General features: G+C 72.7%; 14 protein-coding genes. 9 read left to right on the top strand and 5 right to left on the bottom strand.

All coding sequences use genetic code 11. The annotated features are described in order from the left end of the window. Positions 1–15 precede the first annotated feature (15 nt). Positions 16–1,428, top strand: a complete 1,413-nt coding sequence (locus AB0H12_RS19270; protein WP_499624201.1) for a M20/M25/M40 family metallo-hydrolase — start codon at positions 16–18, stop codon at positions 1,426–1,428. Next, positions 1,425–2,492: a potassium channel family protein gene (locus AB0H12_RS19265; RefSeq protein WP_499624200.1), complete on the top strand. Its 1,068-nt coding sequence runs from the start codon at positions 1,425–1,427 to the stop codon at positions 2,490–2,492. The genes AB0H12_RS19270 and AB0H12_RS19265 overlap by 4 nt, the downstream gene beginning before the upstream one ends. Positions 2,493–2,547: 55 nt before the next feature. Here AB0H12_RS19265 and AB0H12_RS19260 read toward each other — a convergent pair whose 3' ends face one another. Together AB0H12_RS19260 and AB0H12_RS19255 are read right to left on the bottom strand one after the other, a co-directional pair. Next, positions 2,548–4,254: a sensor histidine kinase gene (locus AB0H12_RS19260; protein ID WP_499624199.1), complete on the bottom strand. Its 1,707-nt coding sequence runs from the start codon at positions 4,252–4,254 to the stop codon at positions 2,548–2,550. Next, positions 4,251–4,934: a response regulator transcription factor gene (locus AB0H12_RS19255; protein WP_230567226.1), complete on the bottom strand. Its 684-nt coding sequence runs from the start codon at positions 4,932–4,934 to the stop codon at positions 4,251–4,253. The genes AB0H12_RS19260 and AB0H12_RS19255 overlap by 4 nt, the downstream gene beginning before the upstream one ends. Before the next feature lie 831 nt (positions 4,935–5,765). Here AB0H12_RS19255 and AB0H12_RS19250 point away from each other — a divergent pair. Next, positions 5,766–6,203, top strand: coding sequence for a hypothetical protein (locus AB0H12_RS19250; protein ID WP_499624198.1), 438 nt, complete (start codon positions 5,766–5,768; stop codon positions 6,201–6,203). On the opposite strand, the gene AB0H12_RS19245 is transcribed toward AB0H12_RS19250, so the two are convergent. Next, on the bottom strand, positions 6,173–7,075 hold the full coding sequence (locus AB0H12_RS19245) for a neutral zinc metallopeptidase (RefSeq protein ID WP_499624197.1): 903 nt from the start codon (positions 7,073–7,075) through the stop codon (positions 6,173–6,175). The genes AB0H12_RS19250 and AB0H12_RS19245 overlap by 31 nt on opposite strands. A gap of 15 nt (positions 7,076–7,090) precedes the next feature. Further along, entirely contained in the window at positions 7,091–8,275 is a 1,185-nt protein-coding gene (locus AB0H12_RS19240; protein ID WP_499624196.1) for a neutral zinc metallopeptidase, read from the bottom strand. Between the two features lie 135 nt (positions 8,276–8,410). Here AB0H12_RS19240 and AB0H12_RS19235 point away from each other — a divergent pair, with 135 nt between their 5' ends. From AB0H12_RS19235 to AB0H12_RS19215, 5 genes are all read left to right on the top strand, one after another. Then, positions 8,411–10,051: a DUF2207 domain-containing protein gene (locus AB0H12_RS19235; RefSeq protein ID WP_499624195.1), complete on the top strand. Its 1,641-nt coding sequence runs from the start codon at positions 8,411–8,413 to the stop codon at positions 10,049–10,051. Positions 10,052–10,386: 335 nt separating this feature from the next. Beyond that, positions 10,387–11,673 carry a M16 family metallopeptidase gene (locus AB0H12_RS19230; RefSeq protein WP_499624194.1) on the top strand — a complete coding sequence of 429 codons (1,287 nt, stop codon included), beginning with the start codon at positions 10,387–10,389 and terminating at the stop codon, positions 11,671–11,673. Next, positions 11,670–13,058 (top strand): M16 family metallopeptidase, encoded by a 1,389-nt coding sequence (locus tag AB0H12_RS19225; protein WP_499624193.1) that lies wholly within the window; start codon positions 11,670–11,672, stop codon positions 13,056–13,058. Before AB0H12_RS19230 ends, AB0H12_RS19225 begins: the two co-directional genes overlap by 4 nt. Further along, positions 13,055–14,005 carry an NAD(+) diphosphatase gene (gene nudC / locus AB0H12_RS19220; RefSeq protein WP_499624191.1) on the top strand — a complete coding sequence of 317 codons (951 nt, stop codon included), beginning with the start codon at positions 13,055–13,057 and terminating at the stop codon, positions 14,003–14,005. Before AB0H12_RS19225 ends, nudC begins: the two co-directional genes overlap by 4 nt. Before the next feature lie 229 nt (positions 14,006–14,234). Then, positions 14,235–15,437, top strand: a complete 1,203-nt coding sequence (locus tag AB0H12_RS19215; RefSeq protein ID WP_499624190.1) for an ROK family transcriptional regulator — start codon at positions 14,235–14,237, stop codon at positions 15,435–15,437. Between the two features lie 51 nt (positions 15,438–15,488). On the opposite strand, the gene AB0H12_RS19210 is transcribed toward AB0H12_RS19215, so the two are convergent. Next, positions 15,489–16,562: an alkene reductase gene (locus AB0H12_RS19210; protein ID WP_499624189.1), complete on the bottom strand. Its 1,074-nt coding sequence runs from the start codon at positions 16,560–16,562 to the stop codon at positions 15,489–15,491. 117 nt (positions 16,563–16,679) lie between these two features. On the opposite strand from AB0H12_RS19210, the gene AB0H12_RS19205 reads away from it, so the two are divergent. Beyond that, positions 16,680–17,051: a MerR family transcriptional regulator gene (locus tag AB0H12_RS19205; RefSeq protein WP_499624188.1), complete on the top strand. Its 372-nt coding sequence runs from the start codon at positions 16,680–16,682 to the stop codon at positions 17,049–17,051. The last annotated feature ends 8 nt before the right edge of the window (positions 17,052–17,059 follow it).

The raw sequence follows: 17,059 nt of genomic DNA, 5'->3' as shown, positions 1-17,059 counted from the left end.
TTATCCTCCGGCACCGTGAGCGGTGATCCCGAAAAACCCGAATCCCCCGAGCGGGCGGCCGTGGCCGCGTTCGCCGACGACTTCCTGACCGGCCTGCGCGAGTGGCTGGCCATCCCGTCGATCGGCGCCGACCCGGCGCACCACGGCGACGTGGCCGCTTCCGCGCACTGGCTGGCCGACGCGTTGCGCCGCGACGGGTGGTCCGACGTGCAGGTCTGGGACGAGGGCCCGGCGCTGCCCGCCGTGTACGCCTGCCGGCCCGCGGCCGATCCCGACGCGCCGACCGTGCTGGTCTACGGCCACCACGACGTGCAGCCGGTCGACCCGGTCGAGCAGTGGCACCACCCACCGTTCGAGGCGACGGTGATCGGCGAGGAGCTGTTCGGCCGGGGCGCCAGCGACGACAAGGGCCAGGTCGCGATGCACCTGCTCGGGATGCGGGCGCACCTGGCGGCGATGGGCGCGGAGCACCCCGCGGTGACGGTGAAGCTGTTCGTGGAGGGGGAGGAGGAGTCCGGCTCGCCGCACCTGACCCGGCTGCTCGACGACCACCGCGACGACCTCGCGTGCGACCTCGTGGTGTTCACCGACACGCCGCTGTACGGGCGTGACGCGCCGACCGTGTGCACCGGCCAGCGCGGGGTGTACGGGGCGGAGGTCGTGATCACCGGCGGGACGTCCGAGGTGCACTCCGGGCGGGCCGGCGGCAGCGTGCCGAACCCGGCGACGGCGATCGCGCGGCTCGTCGCGGCGCTGCACGACGAGGACGGACGCGTCCAGCTGCCCGACTTCTACGCCGACGTGATCGAGCCCACGGCGGCCGAACGCGCCGATTACGCGGCGCTGCCGTTCGACGAGGCGGAGTGGCTGGCGAACGCCGGCGGCGCCCAAGGACTGGCCGGTGAACCCGGTTGGTCGACCCTCGAACGGGTCTGGGTGCGTCCCACCGCCGAGGTCAACGGCATCCACGGCGGCTACACCGGGCCGGGGCTGAAGACGGTCGTGCCCGCGCGGGCGTCGGTGAAGCTGTCGTTCCGGCTCGTGCCCGACCAGCGGCCGGAACGGGTCGCGGACGCGTTGCGCGAGTTCGTCGCCCGGCACACCCCGGCCGGGCTGCACGCCGAGGTGGTCCCGTCCGGTGACGGCGCGCCGCCCTACGCGGTGGACGTCTCCCACCCGGCCGTGGGAGCGGTGCGCGACGCCGTGCAGGCCGTGTTCGAACAGCCCGTGCGGTTCAGTCGGACGGGTGGCTCCGGTCCGGCGGCTTTGCTGCACGGGTGGCTCGGCGTGCCGGTGGTGTACCTCGGCGCGACGTTGCCGGATGATCGGATCCACGCGCCCAACGAGCGCGTCGTCGTGCCGCTGCTGCTCCGCGGCGCCGAGGCCGCCGCCCGGTTGTGGCGACTACTGCCGGAGAGGTTGTCATGATCCGCCGCACCAGCCCGGGCGAACCGCTGGCCGACCGGCCCGGCCACTCGCTCGTCGGCGTGATCAGGATGCCGGACACGGTGCAGAGCCCGGTCCGCGCGATCCTGAAACGGGTGATCGGCGCTCTCACCGCGCTCATGGCGGCCGTGCTGATCGTCTACCTCGACCGCGACGGCTACCGCGACGTCAACGATGACGGACTGTCCTTCCTGGACTCGGTGTACTACGCGACGGTGTCGCTCTCCACCACCGGATACGGTGACATCACCCCTGCCAGTTCGTCGGCGAGGCTGGTCAACGTCCTGGTGATCACCCCCTTGCGGGTGCTCTTCCTGATCGTCCTGGTCGGCACGACCCTCGAAGTGCTCACCGAGCGTTCGCGGCAGGCGCTGCGCATCCAGAAGTGGAGGACCAAGGTGCGGGACCACGTGGTCGTCATCGGGTACGGCACGAAAGGCCGGTCCGCCGTCAGCGCCCTCATGGGCGACGGCGCCGAGCCGGGCTCGATCGTCGTGGTCGACACCACCCAGGAGGCCCTGGACGCCGCGTCCGCGATCGGCCTGGTCACCGTCCACGGCTCCGGCACCAGCAACGACGTCCTGCGGGTGGCGGGCGTCCCCCGCGCACGTGCCGTGGTGGTCGCCGCGAACCGCGACGACACCGCCGTCCTGGTCACCCTCACCGCCCGCGAGCTGGCCCCGAAGGCCCAGATCGTCGCCTCGGTCCGGGAGCGCGAGAACGAACACCTGCTCCGCCAGTCCGGCGCGGACTCGGTCGTGGTCTCCAGCGAGACGGCGGGCAGGCTGCTGGGCATGGCCACCGCCACCCCGTCCGTGGTGGACATGGTGGAGGACCTGCTGACCCCGGACGCGGGCCTGGCCATCGCGGAACGCGACGTGGAGCCCTCGGAGATCGGCGGCTCGCCCCGCCACCTGCCGGACATAGTGCTGGGCGTGGTGCGCGACGGCACCCTGTACCGGGTGGACGCCCCGGAAGCCGACGCGGTAGAAGCCGGCGACCGCCTCCTCTACGTCAAGAAGGTCACCCCACCGAGGGACGCCTAGCCGGCCCCCGCGACCCCTCGGCCGACCCGTCACCGGGCACCCTCATTCGGCACCCTCATTCGGCCAACGGAATCCGCACCTCGAACGCGGCCCCAACCGACCCGATCCCTGAACCACCCTCACCCACCCCGCGCACACCGATCCCCTCACCAGGCCGGCCTCGCACACCGCCCATCTCAGCGACCCCGCCGGACGGCACGAGGCCCCCTGGATCGGCGACCACTCCGCGCGCCACGACGCCCTGGACGTCGGCGACCGCCCCGCGCGTCGGGAGGCCTTGTGGGGCGGCGGTCGGGCTGGGTTGGGTGGTGTTCTGAGGGTGGGCGACGGCGTCTGGCGGCCCGCTGTCCTGCGGGTCGGTGGGGCGGGCGGCACCAGCCACCGCCGCGACCGGCGCGACCGGCGCGGGACGTGCGATGCCCGCGTCCCGCACGGTTGCGGCCGGCGGGCGGCTGGGGCTCAGGCCTGGTTGGTCCGTCGAACGTGGTGGGTTGTGTGGGCTGTGGGCTTCGGCCTCCCGCGAGTCGTTGCTGTCGTTGCCGAGGGTGATGCACGACAGCTCGCCGCCGTGCGCGCGCACGACTCCGCGGGCGATCGGCAGTCCGAGGCCCGATCCGCCGGAGCGCTGGTCCCTCGCCTCGTCCAGCCGCACCAGCCGGTCGAAGATGCGTTCCCTCTCCTCCGGCGGCACGCCCGGACCGTTGTCGGACACGACCAACCGCGCGAAGCTGCCCACCTTGGACACGCGCAGCCGCACCCGACCCGACGGGCCGGTGGCCTGGCGGGCGTTGTCGGCCAGGTTCGCCAACACCTGCGCCAACCGTTGTGGGTCGCCCGAGACGAACGTCGACTCGCCCTCGGCGGCGATGTCGAAGTCCGGCGCGAGCAGCTGCGTACGCCCCACCTCGGCCTCGGCCAACGCGAGCAGGTCCACCCATTCCCGGTGCAGTTCGAGGCCGGCCTCGATGCGTGCCAACGCCAGCAGGTCGTCGACCAGCCGCCCCGCCCGCCGCGACTCGCGCACCAGCAGCAGGTTCAGCCGCTCCCGTTCCTCGGCACCGGCGGTCTGCATCAGGGCTTCCGCGACCGCCTGCACACCCGCGATGGGTGTCCTCAGCTCGTGCGCCGCGTCGGCCACGAACCGTTTCGTCCGCTCCTCCGATCCCTCCAACGAGTCCAACATGTCGTCGAACGCGGCGGCCGTCCGGCCGAGTTCGTTGTCCGCCCGCGACGGGTTGAGCCGGTACCCGCGGTTGCCGCGCGCGATCGACCGGGCCAGCGTGGTCATCGCGTCCAACGGCGCCAACGCCCGCCGGACCACCAGCACCATCGCCCCGGCCGTCACGGCCAGCGCCCCTACCCCGGCCAGCAGCAACAACCGCCGCAGCCTGGTCTGCGCCGCCGTGATCACCGACGACTCGGCGTACACCGTGATCTTCGACCCGTCGAGCAACTGCCGACTGGCTTCGTTGGCCACCTCCTCGTCCGGCGCGTTCCCGAACACCGTCCCGTCCGGCATGACCAGCCGGACCTCCACGCCCCGACCTTCCAGCCGGTCCACCAGCTCGGCCCCGCGCACCCGCTGCTTGACCAGCTGCTGCGCGACCCGCGCCTTCTCCAGCAGCGCGGTGTCGACGTCCCGCTTGGACTGCGCCGCGAACAGCGCGTCCACCAACAACACGACCCCGATCAGCACGACGCCGAGCACGCCGATCGCGGACAACGTGACCCGTCGGCGCAGCGAGACGGTCCGCAAGCTCACGTCTCGTCCGCCCTGAGCACGTAGCCCAGCCCTCGCACGGTGTGCAGCAACCGCGGCCCGTGCTCCTCCAACTTCCGGCGCAGGGCGCTGACGTGCACCTCGACCAGGTTCGGGTCGTAGTCCTCGTAACCCCACACCGCGGTGAGGATCTGCGTCTTGCCCACCACCCGCCCGCGCTGCGCGGCCAGGTACCGCAACAGGCGCAGCTCGGTGGCGGTCAACTCGATCGACGCGTCGCCCCGCAGCACCACCGCCGACTCGGCGTCCACGACCAGGTCGCCGATCTGCACGGTCGACGGCGTCCGCCCCAGCCGCCGCAGCACCGCGCTCACCCGGGCGACCAGCTCGGCCAGCACGAACGGCTTCACCACGTAGTCGTCGGCACCCCGGTCGAGCCCGCGCAGCCGGTCGGTCACCCCGTCCCGGGCGGTCAACATCACCACCCCGGCCCCGCACGTCCGACGGATGACCTCCAGGAGCATGAAGCCGTCCCGACCGGGCAGCATCACGTCGAGCACCACCAGGTCCGGCCGGAACCGGACCAGATCACCCTCCAGGTCACGACCGTCCGGCCGGACCTGCACCTGGTAACCCGCGTCCCGCAGGGCGGAACTCACCGCGGCGCCAATCGCCTCCGCGTCCTCGATCACCAGCACCCTGGCAGCAGTCGACACCTCCATATTCTGCGTCGCGTCGCCCACCACGGCCGCAACGCCGCGATAAGCCTGGACAATTGACGGTCACTCGGCGGCACCCACCCCGTCACCTGCTGTCACCCGTTGCCGGGTGGTCAGCGGTCGGCTGCGGTGGGTGACGTGCCGGAGGTCTGGGCCGGCCTCCCCCGACGTGGGCGCGGACAGGAGAGGCCGGCCGTCTGCGGATCCCGGTGCCACATCGCCTCGTCGGCGTCGGCGGTTGGCGATCGGTGTGACTCGGGATGCGAATCCGATGTGGACATGGACGTGGACACGGACGGAGGCAACAGGGACAGGACAACGGGAACGGGGGAAGGGCGGCTCAGGGGCGGCTGCGCCGACCTCGTCGTGGCTCGGGGGGTGTCGTCTCCCGACGAGAGTGGGCGTGGGGTCCCGGCGACCCGTGGAACGCCAGACCGCAGCCGAGTGCTGGGCGGCGCGGTCCCGTGAGCGGCGGTGTCGTGCGGGCCTCGCCGAGGCTTGAGCAGGTGCTACGGCGCACGCACCCGGCACGGTGACCGTGTCGGCCGGCGTAGGCGCGACGGTGGCCGAGTTCGAGAGCTCCACCAAGACCCTGGACTTCTCCGGCGCGGTGGCCAGGTCCAGGGTCGGAGATCCCGTCGCGGTGCGCGGTGCGGCATCCGGCGACGTGCTCGTGGTCGAACGGTTTCGGTGGGTTTCGTGGTATGAGGCATGGGACCAGTGTCGAACAGGAGTTCGAGGGTGTGCAAGATCACGATCAGGTGATGTTTGAGGGCGCGGCGGAGCCGTCGGCCCCCACGACAACCGAGCGCTCCGTCTGCGACCATCCACGCTGTGGCGGTTCCGCGAAGCCCGGTCAGATGGGCGCTGGTGCTGCTGGTCGTGGGCCTGGTGGCCGTCGCGGCAGCGGTCGCGTTGTGGTGGCCGCGCACGTCCGCCGAGGTCCAGCGGACCGCCGCCACCGTCGTCGCACCGGCCTCCTGCGGCGACGCGGAGGCCTACGACCGGGTCGAACTCACGATCGGTGACCAGACGCACACCGCCAAGCTCGACGGTTGCGGCCATCAGCGGGACGAGGTCGTCGAGGTCGTCGTGCCCACCGACACCAGCGGCGAGTTCACCGTCCAAGCAGCCGCCAGCACACCGGTCGGCATGCCGTTCGAGGTCAGGCTGACCACGTTGCTGATGTGCCTGAGCGGCCTGGCCGGCGGCCTCTACGCCTACCTGCTGACCAGGCGTTCTCAGCCGACGGCCGCCACCGGGGCCGCGTAGGTGTTGCACGACGAGGTCACGCCCGTCGTGTACCCCTGCGACGCCCATTCGGACTGGTTGGCGGGGCTGCCGTGGGCGTTCTTCTCCGGCGGCTCCTCCACGGCGTACTGGAAGTCGTCCGCCGCCTCCTGCGCCAACCCGGTCCCGATCGACCCGGACGCCGCCACCAGGAACATCCCGGCGAAGCAGTTGGCCTGCAGCTCGATCCGCCGCGACATCTCCAGGCCCGCCGGCGTCTTCTCTCCCGCGTCGACGATCTTGGTGTCCGCCGCGCGCAGCATCCCCGTCAACGCCTGCACGTGGTGCCCGTACTCGTGCGCCAACGTCGCCAGGTGCGACCCGGCGCGCTCGCCGCCGCCGTTGTCACGCAGCCGCCGCGTGGGCATGTAGATGGTCCTGTTGCGACCGCAGTAGTACGCGACCGCTTCGCTCTCCGCGGGCGCCGAGCCGCACGGCCCCTCGGTCAGGTCCGGCGACGTGTCCAGCGCGGGCGAGTCGAACGGCAGGTTCGCCTGCTCCAGCACCGGCCGCCACGCCTCGTCCAGGCACACGACGCCGGCTCGGTAGTACGCCGACAGCTCCGCGTCCGACACCCCGAACCCCGGCAGCGCGCACGTCACGGCGGGCAGCCGAACGGGCGCCGTGAGCAACGGGTGGTCGGCCAGCCGGTGCACGGCACGCGGCCGGGGGGCCTCCGTCTCCGTGGACTGCACGACCGTCACGCCCGGCGCGGCCACCGCACGGCCGTTGATCCGACGGGACGTGTCGAGCTGCGTGATGCCGCCGAGGCCCAACACGCACAACACGATCAACGAGAACACGCCGATGAGGACGATCGGGTTGTTCCTGGGGGTCTCCTCGGGCGTGTGCACGGTCCTCCAGTCGGGTCAGCTGACGTCCGCCGCGCTCGCCACCCAAGTGTTGCACGCGCTCGTCTCGTTGTTTTTGAACCCGTGGTTGACCCACGCGGCGTTCCGCTCGGGCGCGCCGTGGTCCCGGTTGGGGTAGATCGGGTAGTCGCCCCGGTTCCCCGCGTCCGTCAGGGCGACCGAGATGACGTCGGCGGGTACCGCGCCGTGCGACAGCGGCGCGAGCGTCATCCCGCCGAAGCACGTGGCCTGCAGCTCCTTGCGCCGGTTCAGGTCGAGGCCCTCGGGGGTGTCCCAGCCGCCCTTCTCGTACTGGGCCTGGCCGGACGCCCGCAGGATGCCGGACAGCCACTGGACGTGGTGGCCGTACTCGTGCGCGAGCTGGCCCAGGTACTTGCCCGGGTGGTTGGGGTTCGCCGAACCCTGTTCGTTCGCGTAGTGGTTCGGCGTCCAGTAGATGGTGCCGTCGCAGTACATGGCCGTGCGGTCCGGGCCCATGGAGCCGCACGTGTTGGTGATCTGGGACGTCACCATGACCAGCTCGACCGGCTGGTAGGGCAGGTTCGCGCGCTCGAACGACGGCTTCCACATCGCCTCGATGCACGGCAGCGAGGCCCTGAGGAACCGGTCCTGGCCGGCGGGCGAGTACTCCATCGCGGGCAGGGGGCAGCCGCCGATGTTGAACGCGCCGAGGCCCGCGGCGTGGATCGGGTTGTCGCCCAGCGCGATGACGGCTTTCGGGCCGGCCTTCGACGTGCTGGTCGACGTGGTCCGCGTGCTGCTCGACGTGGCGGACGTCGTCGTGGTCGTCGTGGTGGTGGTGGGTTCGGGTGTGTACGTGTAGCTGTCGTACCCGGCGTTGGCCGAATCGCTCGTCTTCTTGGAGCCGCTGTTCGCGGCGACTATGCCGATCGTGACCACGCCCAGCACGAGGAAGCCGACGACCAGCGCGGCCACCAGCGGGCCCTTGCTCTTCTGCCGCGGCAGCGGCGGGTACGGCATCGGAGCGGGGCCCCAGCCCTGGGGTGGTCCGGGCGGCGGACCCCAGTTGACCGGCGGCGGTTGCGGCGGGGCCATGGGCGGCAGTTGCCGCGGGGCCGTCGGCGGCGGCATCGCGGGCGCCTGCCCCGGCCAGGACGGCGGTGGCGGCTGCTGCTGGGCGGGCCACTGCTGGGGCTGTTGGTGGTGGAGCGGGGCGGGCATCGGCGGCGGCCCAACCGGTCGTGGCGGCGGCCAGCCACCCGGCGGCGGTGGTTGCGTCATCGCTGGTGGTCCCCCATATCGCGGATGCCCGAATCAGCACAAGAGCTTAGGGGAACTCCGCTATTCTCCGCGGCCGTGTTGAAAAACTGGGGAGCGGCGGCCACCTGCGCGGTCGCGCTGTGCGCGGGCGCCGGCACGGCGACGGCGCAGCCGAGCGACGCGGCCGGACTGCCCGGGACGGTCGGCGCGGACGTGCGGCTCAAACTGGAGCGCGACGGCAGGCTGACCGTGACCGAGGTGGTCACCGTCCCCGAGGGCGGGACCGCCACGCGGGTCGTCCCGCTGCGCGTGCCGGTCTCCGCCGATCGCGAGCGGGTGTTCCAGGTCAGCGACGCGGCGGTGGACGGCACGGGCACGGCCACCGCGTCGGACGACGAGCTGAGGATCGCGCTCCGGGCGGGCACGTCCACCGTCAAGTACTCCGTGGTCGGCGCCGTCGCCAAGATCGGCGACACGCTGGAGCTGCGCTGGCAGCCCGCGAGCGGCTGGGACACCCCGCTCGACTCGGTGAAGGCCTCCGTGATCACGCCGGACGTGCCGCGGTCGGTGAACTGCCTGGCCGGCGAGCCGGGCACGTCGAAGCCGTGCACCAGCGCGGACCTGGGCGACGGGCGCGGCGTGCGGGTGACCGAGATCGGCCTGGCCGCAGGCGAGCGGGTCGACGTGACGGTCGGGTTGCAGGAGGGCGCGGCTCCCGCCAACGCGCGCGTGGAGGAGTCGTCCGGGCTGGCGGCGGCGTTCGCGTTAACCCCCCTCACCGGCGCCGGGCTCGGTGGGCTCGTCGTGCTGCTGCTGTGCGGCGGGTTGTTGTTGTGGTACCTCCGCGGCCGTGACGCGCGGGCCTTGGCCGGTGAGGTCGGGCCGGTGAACGTGCTGGTCACCGACGGTTCCGGGCGGGTGGCGTTCGCCTCGCCGGACGGCGTTCTGCCCGGCCAGGTGGGGACCGTGGTGGACGAGCACGTGGACGTGGTCGACGTGACCGCGACGATCGTGGACCTCGCGGTGCGCAACTACGTGTGGATCGAAGAGGTCGACGGGCACGACTGGCGGTTCGTGCGGCGCAACCCGGCCGACCCGGCGCTGTCGGGGTACGAACGCGCGGTGTACGAGGCGTTGTTGCCCGACGGTGTGGACGCGGTGTCGCTGTCGGAGCTGCGGGGCAGGCGGATCGACCTGTCTCGCGTGCGGGACGCGCTGTACGCGGACGTGGTGGCGAAGAACTGGTTCGCGCGCCGGCCGGACGCCGAGCGCAACCTGTGGTGGTGGGCCGGTGTCGGGGTCGCCGTGCTGGGCGCGGTGCTGACGGTGGTGCTGGCGCTGGCCGGCGGTGCGGCGCTGTTCGGGCTGGTGGTCGTGGTCGCCGGGGTGGCGTTGGCGGTGGGCGCTCGCACCATGCCCGCTCGGACCAAGCGCGGCAGCGTCTTGTTGGAGCACGTGCGGGGGTTGCGCGGGTACCTGCACACGGCGACGCCGCAGGACATCCCGGAGTCCGATCGGGAGATGGTGTTCTCGCGGTCGTTGCCGTACGCGGTGGTGCTGGGGGAGACGGAGCGGTGGTTGGCCACGTTCGCCGGCACGCGGCCGGGGCTGTACTGGTTCGGCGAGGCGGAGCAGGGCGGTGACCTGCGGCGGTTCGCGCAGCGGTTCCCGACGTTCCTGGGCGCGGTGGACGGGGTGCTGGCGCAGGCGGGTCACCTCAGGTCGTTGCGGGGCTGACCCGACGTTCACTCGAAAGTGATCTTGCACATCTCGAACAGAGGTTCGACACTGGAGCCATCCCCGAACACGAACCCGCGGGCGGCGGGCGAAGGTCCACGGGGGTGCGGCCGCGGCCGACCCGGTGTCCACACGCGCCGGCTCCACCGGGTGGGCGGCCTGCTGAGACAGGTGGTGGTCCGGACCGGCGCGGGCGCGTGCCCGACTCCGGATCGGCGGTCGAGGCGCTGGTCGGCCGGTCCGAACCCGGTCGGTTCGCGCTGGGCGTAGCGGGACGCTTCGGTGGGTGGGCGACCATCGAGCCCGGCGGTGGTGTGAACCCGTAGGCTGCGTTCATGGCGCTACCCGAACTGCACAGGTTCACGCTTCCCAACGGTCTGCGGGTGGTGCTCGCACCCGACCGCAGCGCCCCGGTCGTCGGGGTGAGCGTGCACTACGACGTGGGTTTCCGCTCCGAGCCCGAGGGGCGGACGGGGTTCGCCCACCTCTTCGAGCACCTCATGTTCCAGGGCAGCGAGAGCCTGGAGAAGCTGGCCCACTTCCGGCACGTGCAGTCCTCGGGCGGCACGTTCAACGGCTCGACCCACCCCGACTACACCGACTACTACGAAGTGCTGCCGTCGGCGGCACTGGAGCGGGCTCTGTTCCTCGAGGCGGACCGCATGCGGGCGCCGAAGATCACCGAGGAGAACCTGCGCAACCAGATCGACGTCGTGAAGGAGGAGATCAGGCTCAACGTGCTCAACCGACCGTACGGCGGGTTCCCGTGGATCCTCCTGCCGCCGGTCCTGTTCCAGACCTTCCCCAACGCGCACAACGGCTACGGCGACTTCACCGACCTGGAGAACGCCACCGTGGACGATTGCGCCGCGTTCTTCGACACCTACTACGCGCCGGGTAACGCCGTGCTCACGGTGGCGGGCGACTTCGACCCCGAAGGGGCGAAGGCACTCGTCGAGAAGCACTTCGGTGACGTGCCCGCCCGTCCGGTGCCGTCTCGGCCGTCGTTCGCCGAGGCCGCGCCGAAGGGCGAGGTGCGGGCCGAGCACACCGACAAGCACGCGCCGATGCCCGCCATCGCCGTGGGCTACCGCATCCCGGACCCGGTGAACGAGGTCGAGGGCTACCTCGCGTACCTGGTCCTGGCCGGTGTGCTCACCGACGGCGACGGGTCGCGGCTGCAGCAGCGGCTGGTGCACCGCGACGCGATCGTGGTCGACGTCGGCGCCGGGTGCGGTCTGTTCGGGCCGCTGGAGGCGCGCGACCCCGACACGTTCAGCATCACCGCGATCCACCCGGCGGAGGTCACCTCCGAGCAGGTGCTCGCGGCGGTGGACGAGGAGCTGCTGCGGTTGGCCGAGGAAGGGCCGACGGAGCAGGAGCTGGCGAAGGTGACCGCCCGCTGGGTGTCGACCATGCACCGCGAGCACGACCGGCTCACCAGCCGGACCCTGGGGCTCGGGTCGGCCGAGCTGCTGTTCGGCCGGGCGGAGCTGCTGTACGAGCTGCCGGACAAGCTGGCCGGCATCACCACCGACGAGGTCGCCGCGGCGGCCAAGGCGTTGCGGCCCGACTCGCGCGCCGTCCTGATCCTCAACCCCGCCGACGGAGGTACCGAGTGAGCGCCCCGACCAAGCACCGCAGCGCCGACGAGATCGGCCGTACGGAGCTAGGGCCTCGCCCGTTCCCGGAGCTGGGCGAGCAGCGGGCGGCGGCGGACCTGGACACCGTCGACACCACGCTGGCCAACGGCCTGCGGGTGCTGGCCGTGCGCCGGGACTCGGTGCCGCTGGTGGAGGTGCGGCTGCGGATCCCGTTCGGCGACCCGGCGGCGAGCAGCGTCGGCTCGACGCACGCGGCCCGCGCCGAGGTGCTGGCGAACACGATCCTCACCGGCACGTCCACCCGCAGCCGGGTGGACGTGGACACCGAGCTGGCCCTGGTCGGCGGCGAGCTGGACGCGGTGGTCGACCCGGAGCGGCTGGCGTTCTCCGGCAACGCCCTGGTGTCCGGTTTCGAGACCGTGCTGGACGTGCTGCGGGACGTGCTGACCGGCGCGACCTACCCGGCCGACGAGGTCGAGCGGGAACGCGCGCGGTTGGTGGAGCGGATCCGGCTGGCGCGCTCGCAGCCGAACGTGATCGCGCGGGAGGCGTTGCAGCGCCACCTGTACGGCGACCACCCGTTCGCCAAGGAGATGCCCGAGGCGGACGAGGTCGAGGCGGTGACGCGGGACGACGTGCTGGCGCTGCACTCGTCGGCCGTGCTGCCGCGCGGTTCGGCGATCGTCGTGGTGGGCGACGTGTCGCCGGACGCGGCGGTGCGCGCGGTCGAGAGCGCGCTGGGCGGCTGGACCGGCGAGGGCACCGCGGTGGCGTTGTCGCCGCTGCCGCCCGTGCGGGGTGGTGACGTGCTGTTCGTGCACCGTCCCGGTGCCGTGCAGTCCCAGATCCGGCTCGCCGGGCGCGGGCTGGAGCGCACCGACGACCGGTACCCGGCGTTGCAGCTGGCGAACCTGGTGTTCGGCGGGTTCTTCTCGTCCCGGCTGGTGGAGAACATCCGCGAGGACAAGGGCTACACCTACAGCGCGCGGTCGCACCCTGAGTTCACGCCGGGCGGCGCGACGCTGCTGGTGGACGCCGACACCGCGAGCGAGGTGACCGCGGCGGCGCTGCTCGAGACCCGGTACGAGCTGGGCCGGCTCGGCCTGGTGCCGCCGACGGAGTCCGAGGTGGACACCGCGCGCCGGTACGCGATCGGGTCGCTGCTGACCGCGACGTCGTCGCAGGGCGGGCTGGCGTCGTACCTGATGAACCTCGCCGGGCTCGGCCTGGACGTGGAGTGGTTCACCGGGCACCCGAGCCGGCTGGCGGCGGTCACCGTCGAGCAGGTCACCGAGGTGGCGTTGGAGTTCTTCGCGCCGACGTCGTTCACCGGCGTGCTGGTGGGTGACGCTGACCTGCTGACCTCGCAGCTGCGGGCGCTGGGTGGCGTGACCCTGCCGTGAGCTTCGAGTTGGTGGAACTGCCCGCCCTGTCGCGGTTCACGGTGGATCGGCGGGAGCCGTTGCGCGGCGACGCGCAGCGGATCGCGCAGCTGTGGCCGAAGGCGCGCGTCCTCACCGTGGACGCGCACGGCCGCACGTTGGTGGCCGACCAGGCCTCGCGCCTGGTCGACCGCCCCGCCACCGAGCTCGGCGACGGTCCGCCGGACACGGCGGTGCTGCTCGGCGAGCAGGACGGCGTGGCGTACTGGGCGGTTCCGCTGACCGACGACGAGACGGACGTCAGCGCGCCCTCCGGCCGGGCGTGGGTCCGGCCGGAGCTGACGGACGAGCCGCAGTGGCTCGACCTGCGGGCGTGCGGCGCGCTGCTGGACGACACCGGCGCGGGCTTGTTCACGTCGGCGGTGGCGTTGTTCCACTGGCACCGGTCGGCGAGGTTCTGCGCGGCGTGCGGCGGGACGACCGAGTCGATCAAGTCCGGGTGGGCTCGGGTCTGCGAGCGGTGCGGGCGCGAGGAGTACCCGCGCACGGACGCGGCCGTGATCTGCCTGGTGCACGACGGCGCGGACCAGGTGCTGCTCGCCCGTGGCGAGGGGTGGCCCGAGGGGCGGTACTCGGTGCTGGCCGGGTTCGTCGAAGCGGGCGAGTCGCTGGAGGCGTGCGTGGCGCGGGAGATCGAGGAGGAGGTCGGCGTCGAGGTCGTCGGCATCCGCTACCTCGGCAGCCAGCCGTGGCCGTTCCCCCGGTCGTTGATGGTGGGGTTCGAGGCGGTGGCCGACCCGACGGAGCCGCTGCGGCTCGCGGACGGTGAGATCGCGCAGGCCCGGTGGGTGAGCCGGGCCGACGTGCGGCAGGCGCTCGCCGAGCCGGGCAGCGTGCCCGACCTGCTGCTCGCGCCGGGCGCCTCCATCGCCTACCGGATGATCCAGTCGTGGGCGGCGGTCGACTGACCCGGCGCGCCACTGCGGCCGGGTCGCGCGCGAGCCACCACCGGACGACCGCCGGGTCGTCCACGCCGTGTCGGCCGACGAGGGGCGGCAGGTGCCGGCGACGCCGACCTGCACCGAATCGGGCGGACACTGCTGGAAGCGCACGGCAAATGAAGCACCAAGCGGATCGCAACCGACTAACGTCGGGAGTTCTACGCGCCCGTGTGGCGGCCGTGGTCCTACTCGCCCGATGGGGGTCGCCGTGCACCGCAAGCTGACCGTGCGCGACCTGCGTGCCGGTAACCGGGCGCGGGTGTTGCGCGCGCTGTACTTCGACCAACCGCGCAGCCGGCAGGAACTCGCGGGCGTCACCGGCCTCAGCCAGGCCTCGGTCAGCAACGTCGTCGCCGAGCTCATGGCGGACGGTGTCGTGGTGGAGGCCGGGCAGGTCGAGTCGGACGGCGGGCGGCCTCGCGTGCTGCTGCGGGTCGACCCGGCGCACGCGGCGGTGGTGGGTGTCGACGTCGGCGAGACGCACGTGCTGGTCGAGGTGTTCGACCTGACGTTGCAACGGCTGGCGGAGGCGACGTTCCCGATGGAGCCGGACGTCCACTCGGTCGACGACGTGGCGCGGCGGGTCCTCGAAGGGCTCGACCGGTGCCTCGCCGTCAGCGGGGTCGGCGACGTGCTCGGCGTCGGCATCGGCGTGCCGGGGCAGGTCGAGCACGGGCTGGTGTACGCGCAGACCGTCGGCTGGCGCGGCGTCGCGTTGGAACAGCTGCTCCGGACCGGGACCCACCTGCCGTTGTTCCTGGACAACGGCGCGAACACGCTGGGGCAGGCGGAGGTCTGGTTCGGCGCGGGCCGCGGCACGGGTGACGCGGTGGTCGCGTTGATCGGGTCGGGCGTCGGCGCGAGCGTCATCACCGGCGGCGTGCTGTACCGCGGCTCGTCGGGCGGCGCGGGGGAGTGGGGCCACACCACGGTCGCGTTGGACGGCCGCCCGTGCCGGTGCGGCGCGCACGGGTGCCTGGAGGCGTACATCGGCGCGTCGGCCGTGGTGGAGCGGTACCGCGCGGTGAAGGCGGACGTGCCGGCCGAGCAGGAGGCGGCGTTGGCGGCGCTGGTCGCCGACGGTTCGCGGGCGGCGCGGGACGTCCTCGCCGAGACCGCCCGGTACGCGGGCCTCGGCATCGCGAACCTGATCAACCTGTTCAACCCGTCCCAGGTGATCGTCGGCGGCTGGGCCGGGCTCCTGCTCGGCGGGCGGATCCTGGACGACGTCCGCGCCCAGGCCTCCCGCCACGCCCTGCGCCGACCGTTCGAGCAGGCGTCGATCACCCTGTGCGAACTGGGCCCCGAGTCGGTCGCGCTCGGCGCGGCGACCCTGCCCGTGGCCGAGTTCCTGGCCGCGGGTGGCGTGCGCCGCCGCACACCCAGTCACGTGGTCTAGCGACGGCGCTCGCCCCACCGGATCGACGCGCGAGGCGGACCCCCGCTCCGGTCACGCGGTGTGCTGGTACGCCGAGTAGGTGAGATAGCCCGTGTCGCCGCCCTGGTAGAACGCGTCGACGTCGACGGGCGCGATCGGCAGGTTGGTGCGGAGCCGTTCCACCAGGTCGGGGTTGGCGATGAAGGCACGGCCGAAGCTGATCAGCTCCGCGCCCAGGCCGAGCCAGTGGTCGGCGGCGGCCCGGTCGGTCTGCTTCGGACCCATCGGGACCACCGGGTTCATGATCAGGGTGCCCGGCCACGCGCGGCGCAGCCCGATCAGCACCTCCTCGTCGGCGGTCGCCTCCAGGTGCACGTAGGCGAGGTCGAAGCGGGCGAGCTCGGCGAGCAGCGCCGCGTACAGCTGCGGCACCTCCGTCTCCTCGACGCCCCAGAACGTGGCGCCGGGCGAGAGCCTGATCGCGGTGCGCTCCGCGCCGACGGCGTCCACCGTGGCCGCGACCGCCTCGACGGCGAACCGGATGCGGTGGGCGATCGGGCCGCCGTAGGAGTCGGTGCGCAGGTTGGCGTTGGACGACAGGAACTGCGAGATCAGGTAGCCGTTCGCGCCGTGCAGCTCGACGCCGTCGAACCCGGCGTCGACGGCGCGGCGGGCGGCCTCGGCGTACGAACGGGCGTGCTCGGGCACCTCGGCGGTGCCCAGGGCGCGGGGCACCGGCGCGGGCCGTGGTCCGTTCGGGGTGAACACGTCGCCCACGGCGGCGACGGCGGACGGTCCGACCGGCTGGAAACCGGTGGTGTCGGGGTGCGAGACCCGGCCGCCGTGCATGATCTGGGCGAAGATGCGTCCGCCGTTGGTGTGCACGGCGTCGGTGACGGGCCGCCAGGCCGCCACCTGCTCGTCGGTGTGCAGGCCCGGTGTGCCCGGGTTGGACTGCCCGATCAGGCTGGGCTGCACGCCCTCGGAGACGATCAACCCGGCCGACGCGCGCTGGGCGTAGTAGGTCGCCATCGACGGGGTCGCGAGACCGCCGGCCGCGGCCCGGACCCGGCTCATCGGCGCCATCACGACGCGGTTGGGCAGGTCCAGACCGCCGAGGCGGTAGCGGTCGAACAGCGTGGTCATGCCGGAGCTCCTTCGTGCTGGTCGAGGCGGCCCGCGACGGGCCCGACCGGTACGCTAAAACCTGACATCAATGTGAGAGGCAAGTCGTGCGGCCGGTGTCACACTCGGGAGGGTCGGATGAGGATCGGTGACCTCGCGGCGCGGGCCGGAGTCAGCGTCCGTTCGCTGCGGTACTACGAGGAGCAGGGACTGCTCAGCAGCACTCGCAGCGCGGGCGGGCAGCGGCAGTACACGGAGGACGACGTCGAGCGGGTCGCCTTCGTCCAGCGCCTGTACGCGGCCGGGCTGTCCAGCCGCACCATCGGCGAGCTGCTGCCGTGCGTCGACTCGCCCAGCGACGAGAACTCCGACGCCGCGATGGAGCGCATGGCCGACGAACGCGACCGGCTCTCCGCGCACATCGACGAGCTGCTGCGCACCCGTGACGCGCTCGACGCCCTCATGGCCGCGGCGCGCGCCTACCGTGACGCCCGCAAGGTGTGTGTCTGACGACGGGT

It is taken from the genome of Actinosynnema sp. NPDC023794 (assembly GCF_040639675.1).
Lineage (GTDB): Bacteria > Actinomycetota > Actinomycetes > Mycobacteriales > Pseudonocardiaceae > Actinosynnema > Actinosynnema luteola.
Note: the sequence above shows the minus strand (reverse complement) of the source record. Positions and strands in the feature narration are given on the sequence as shown.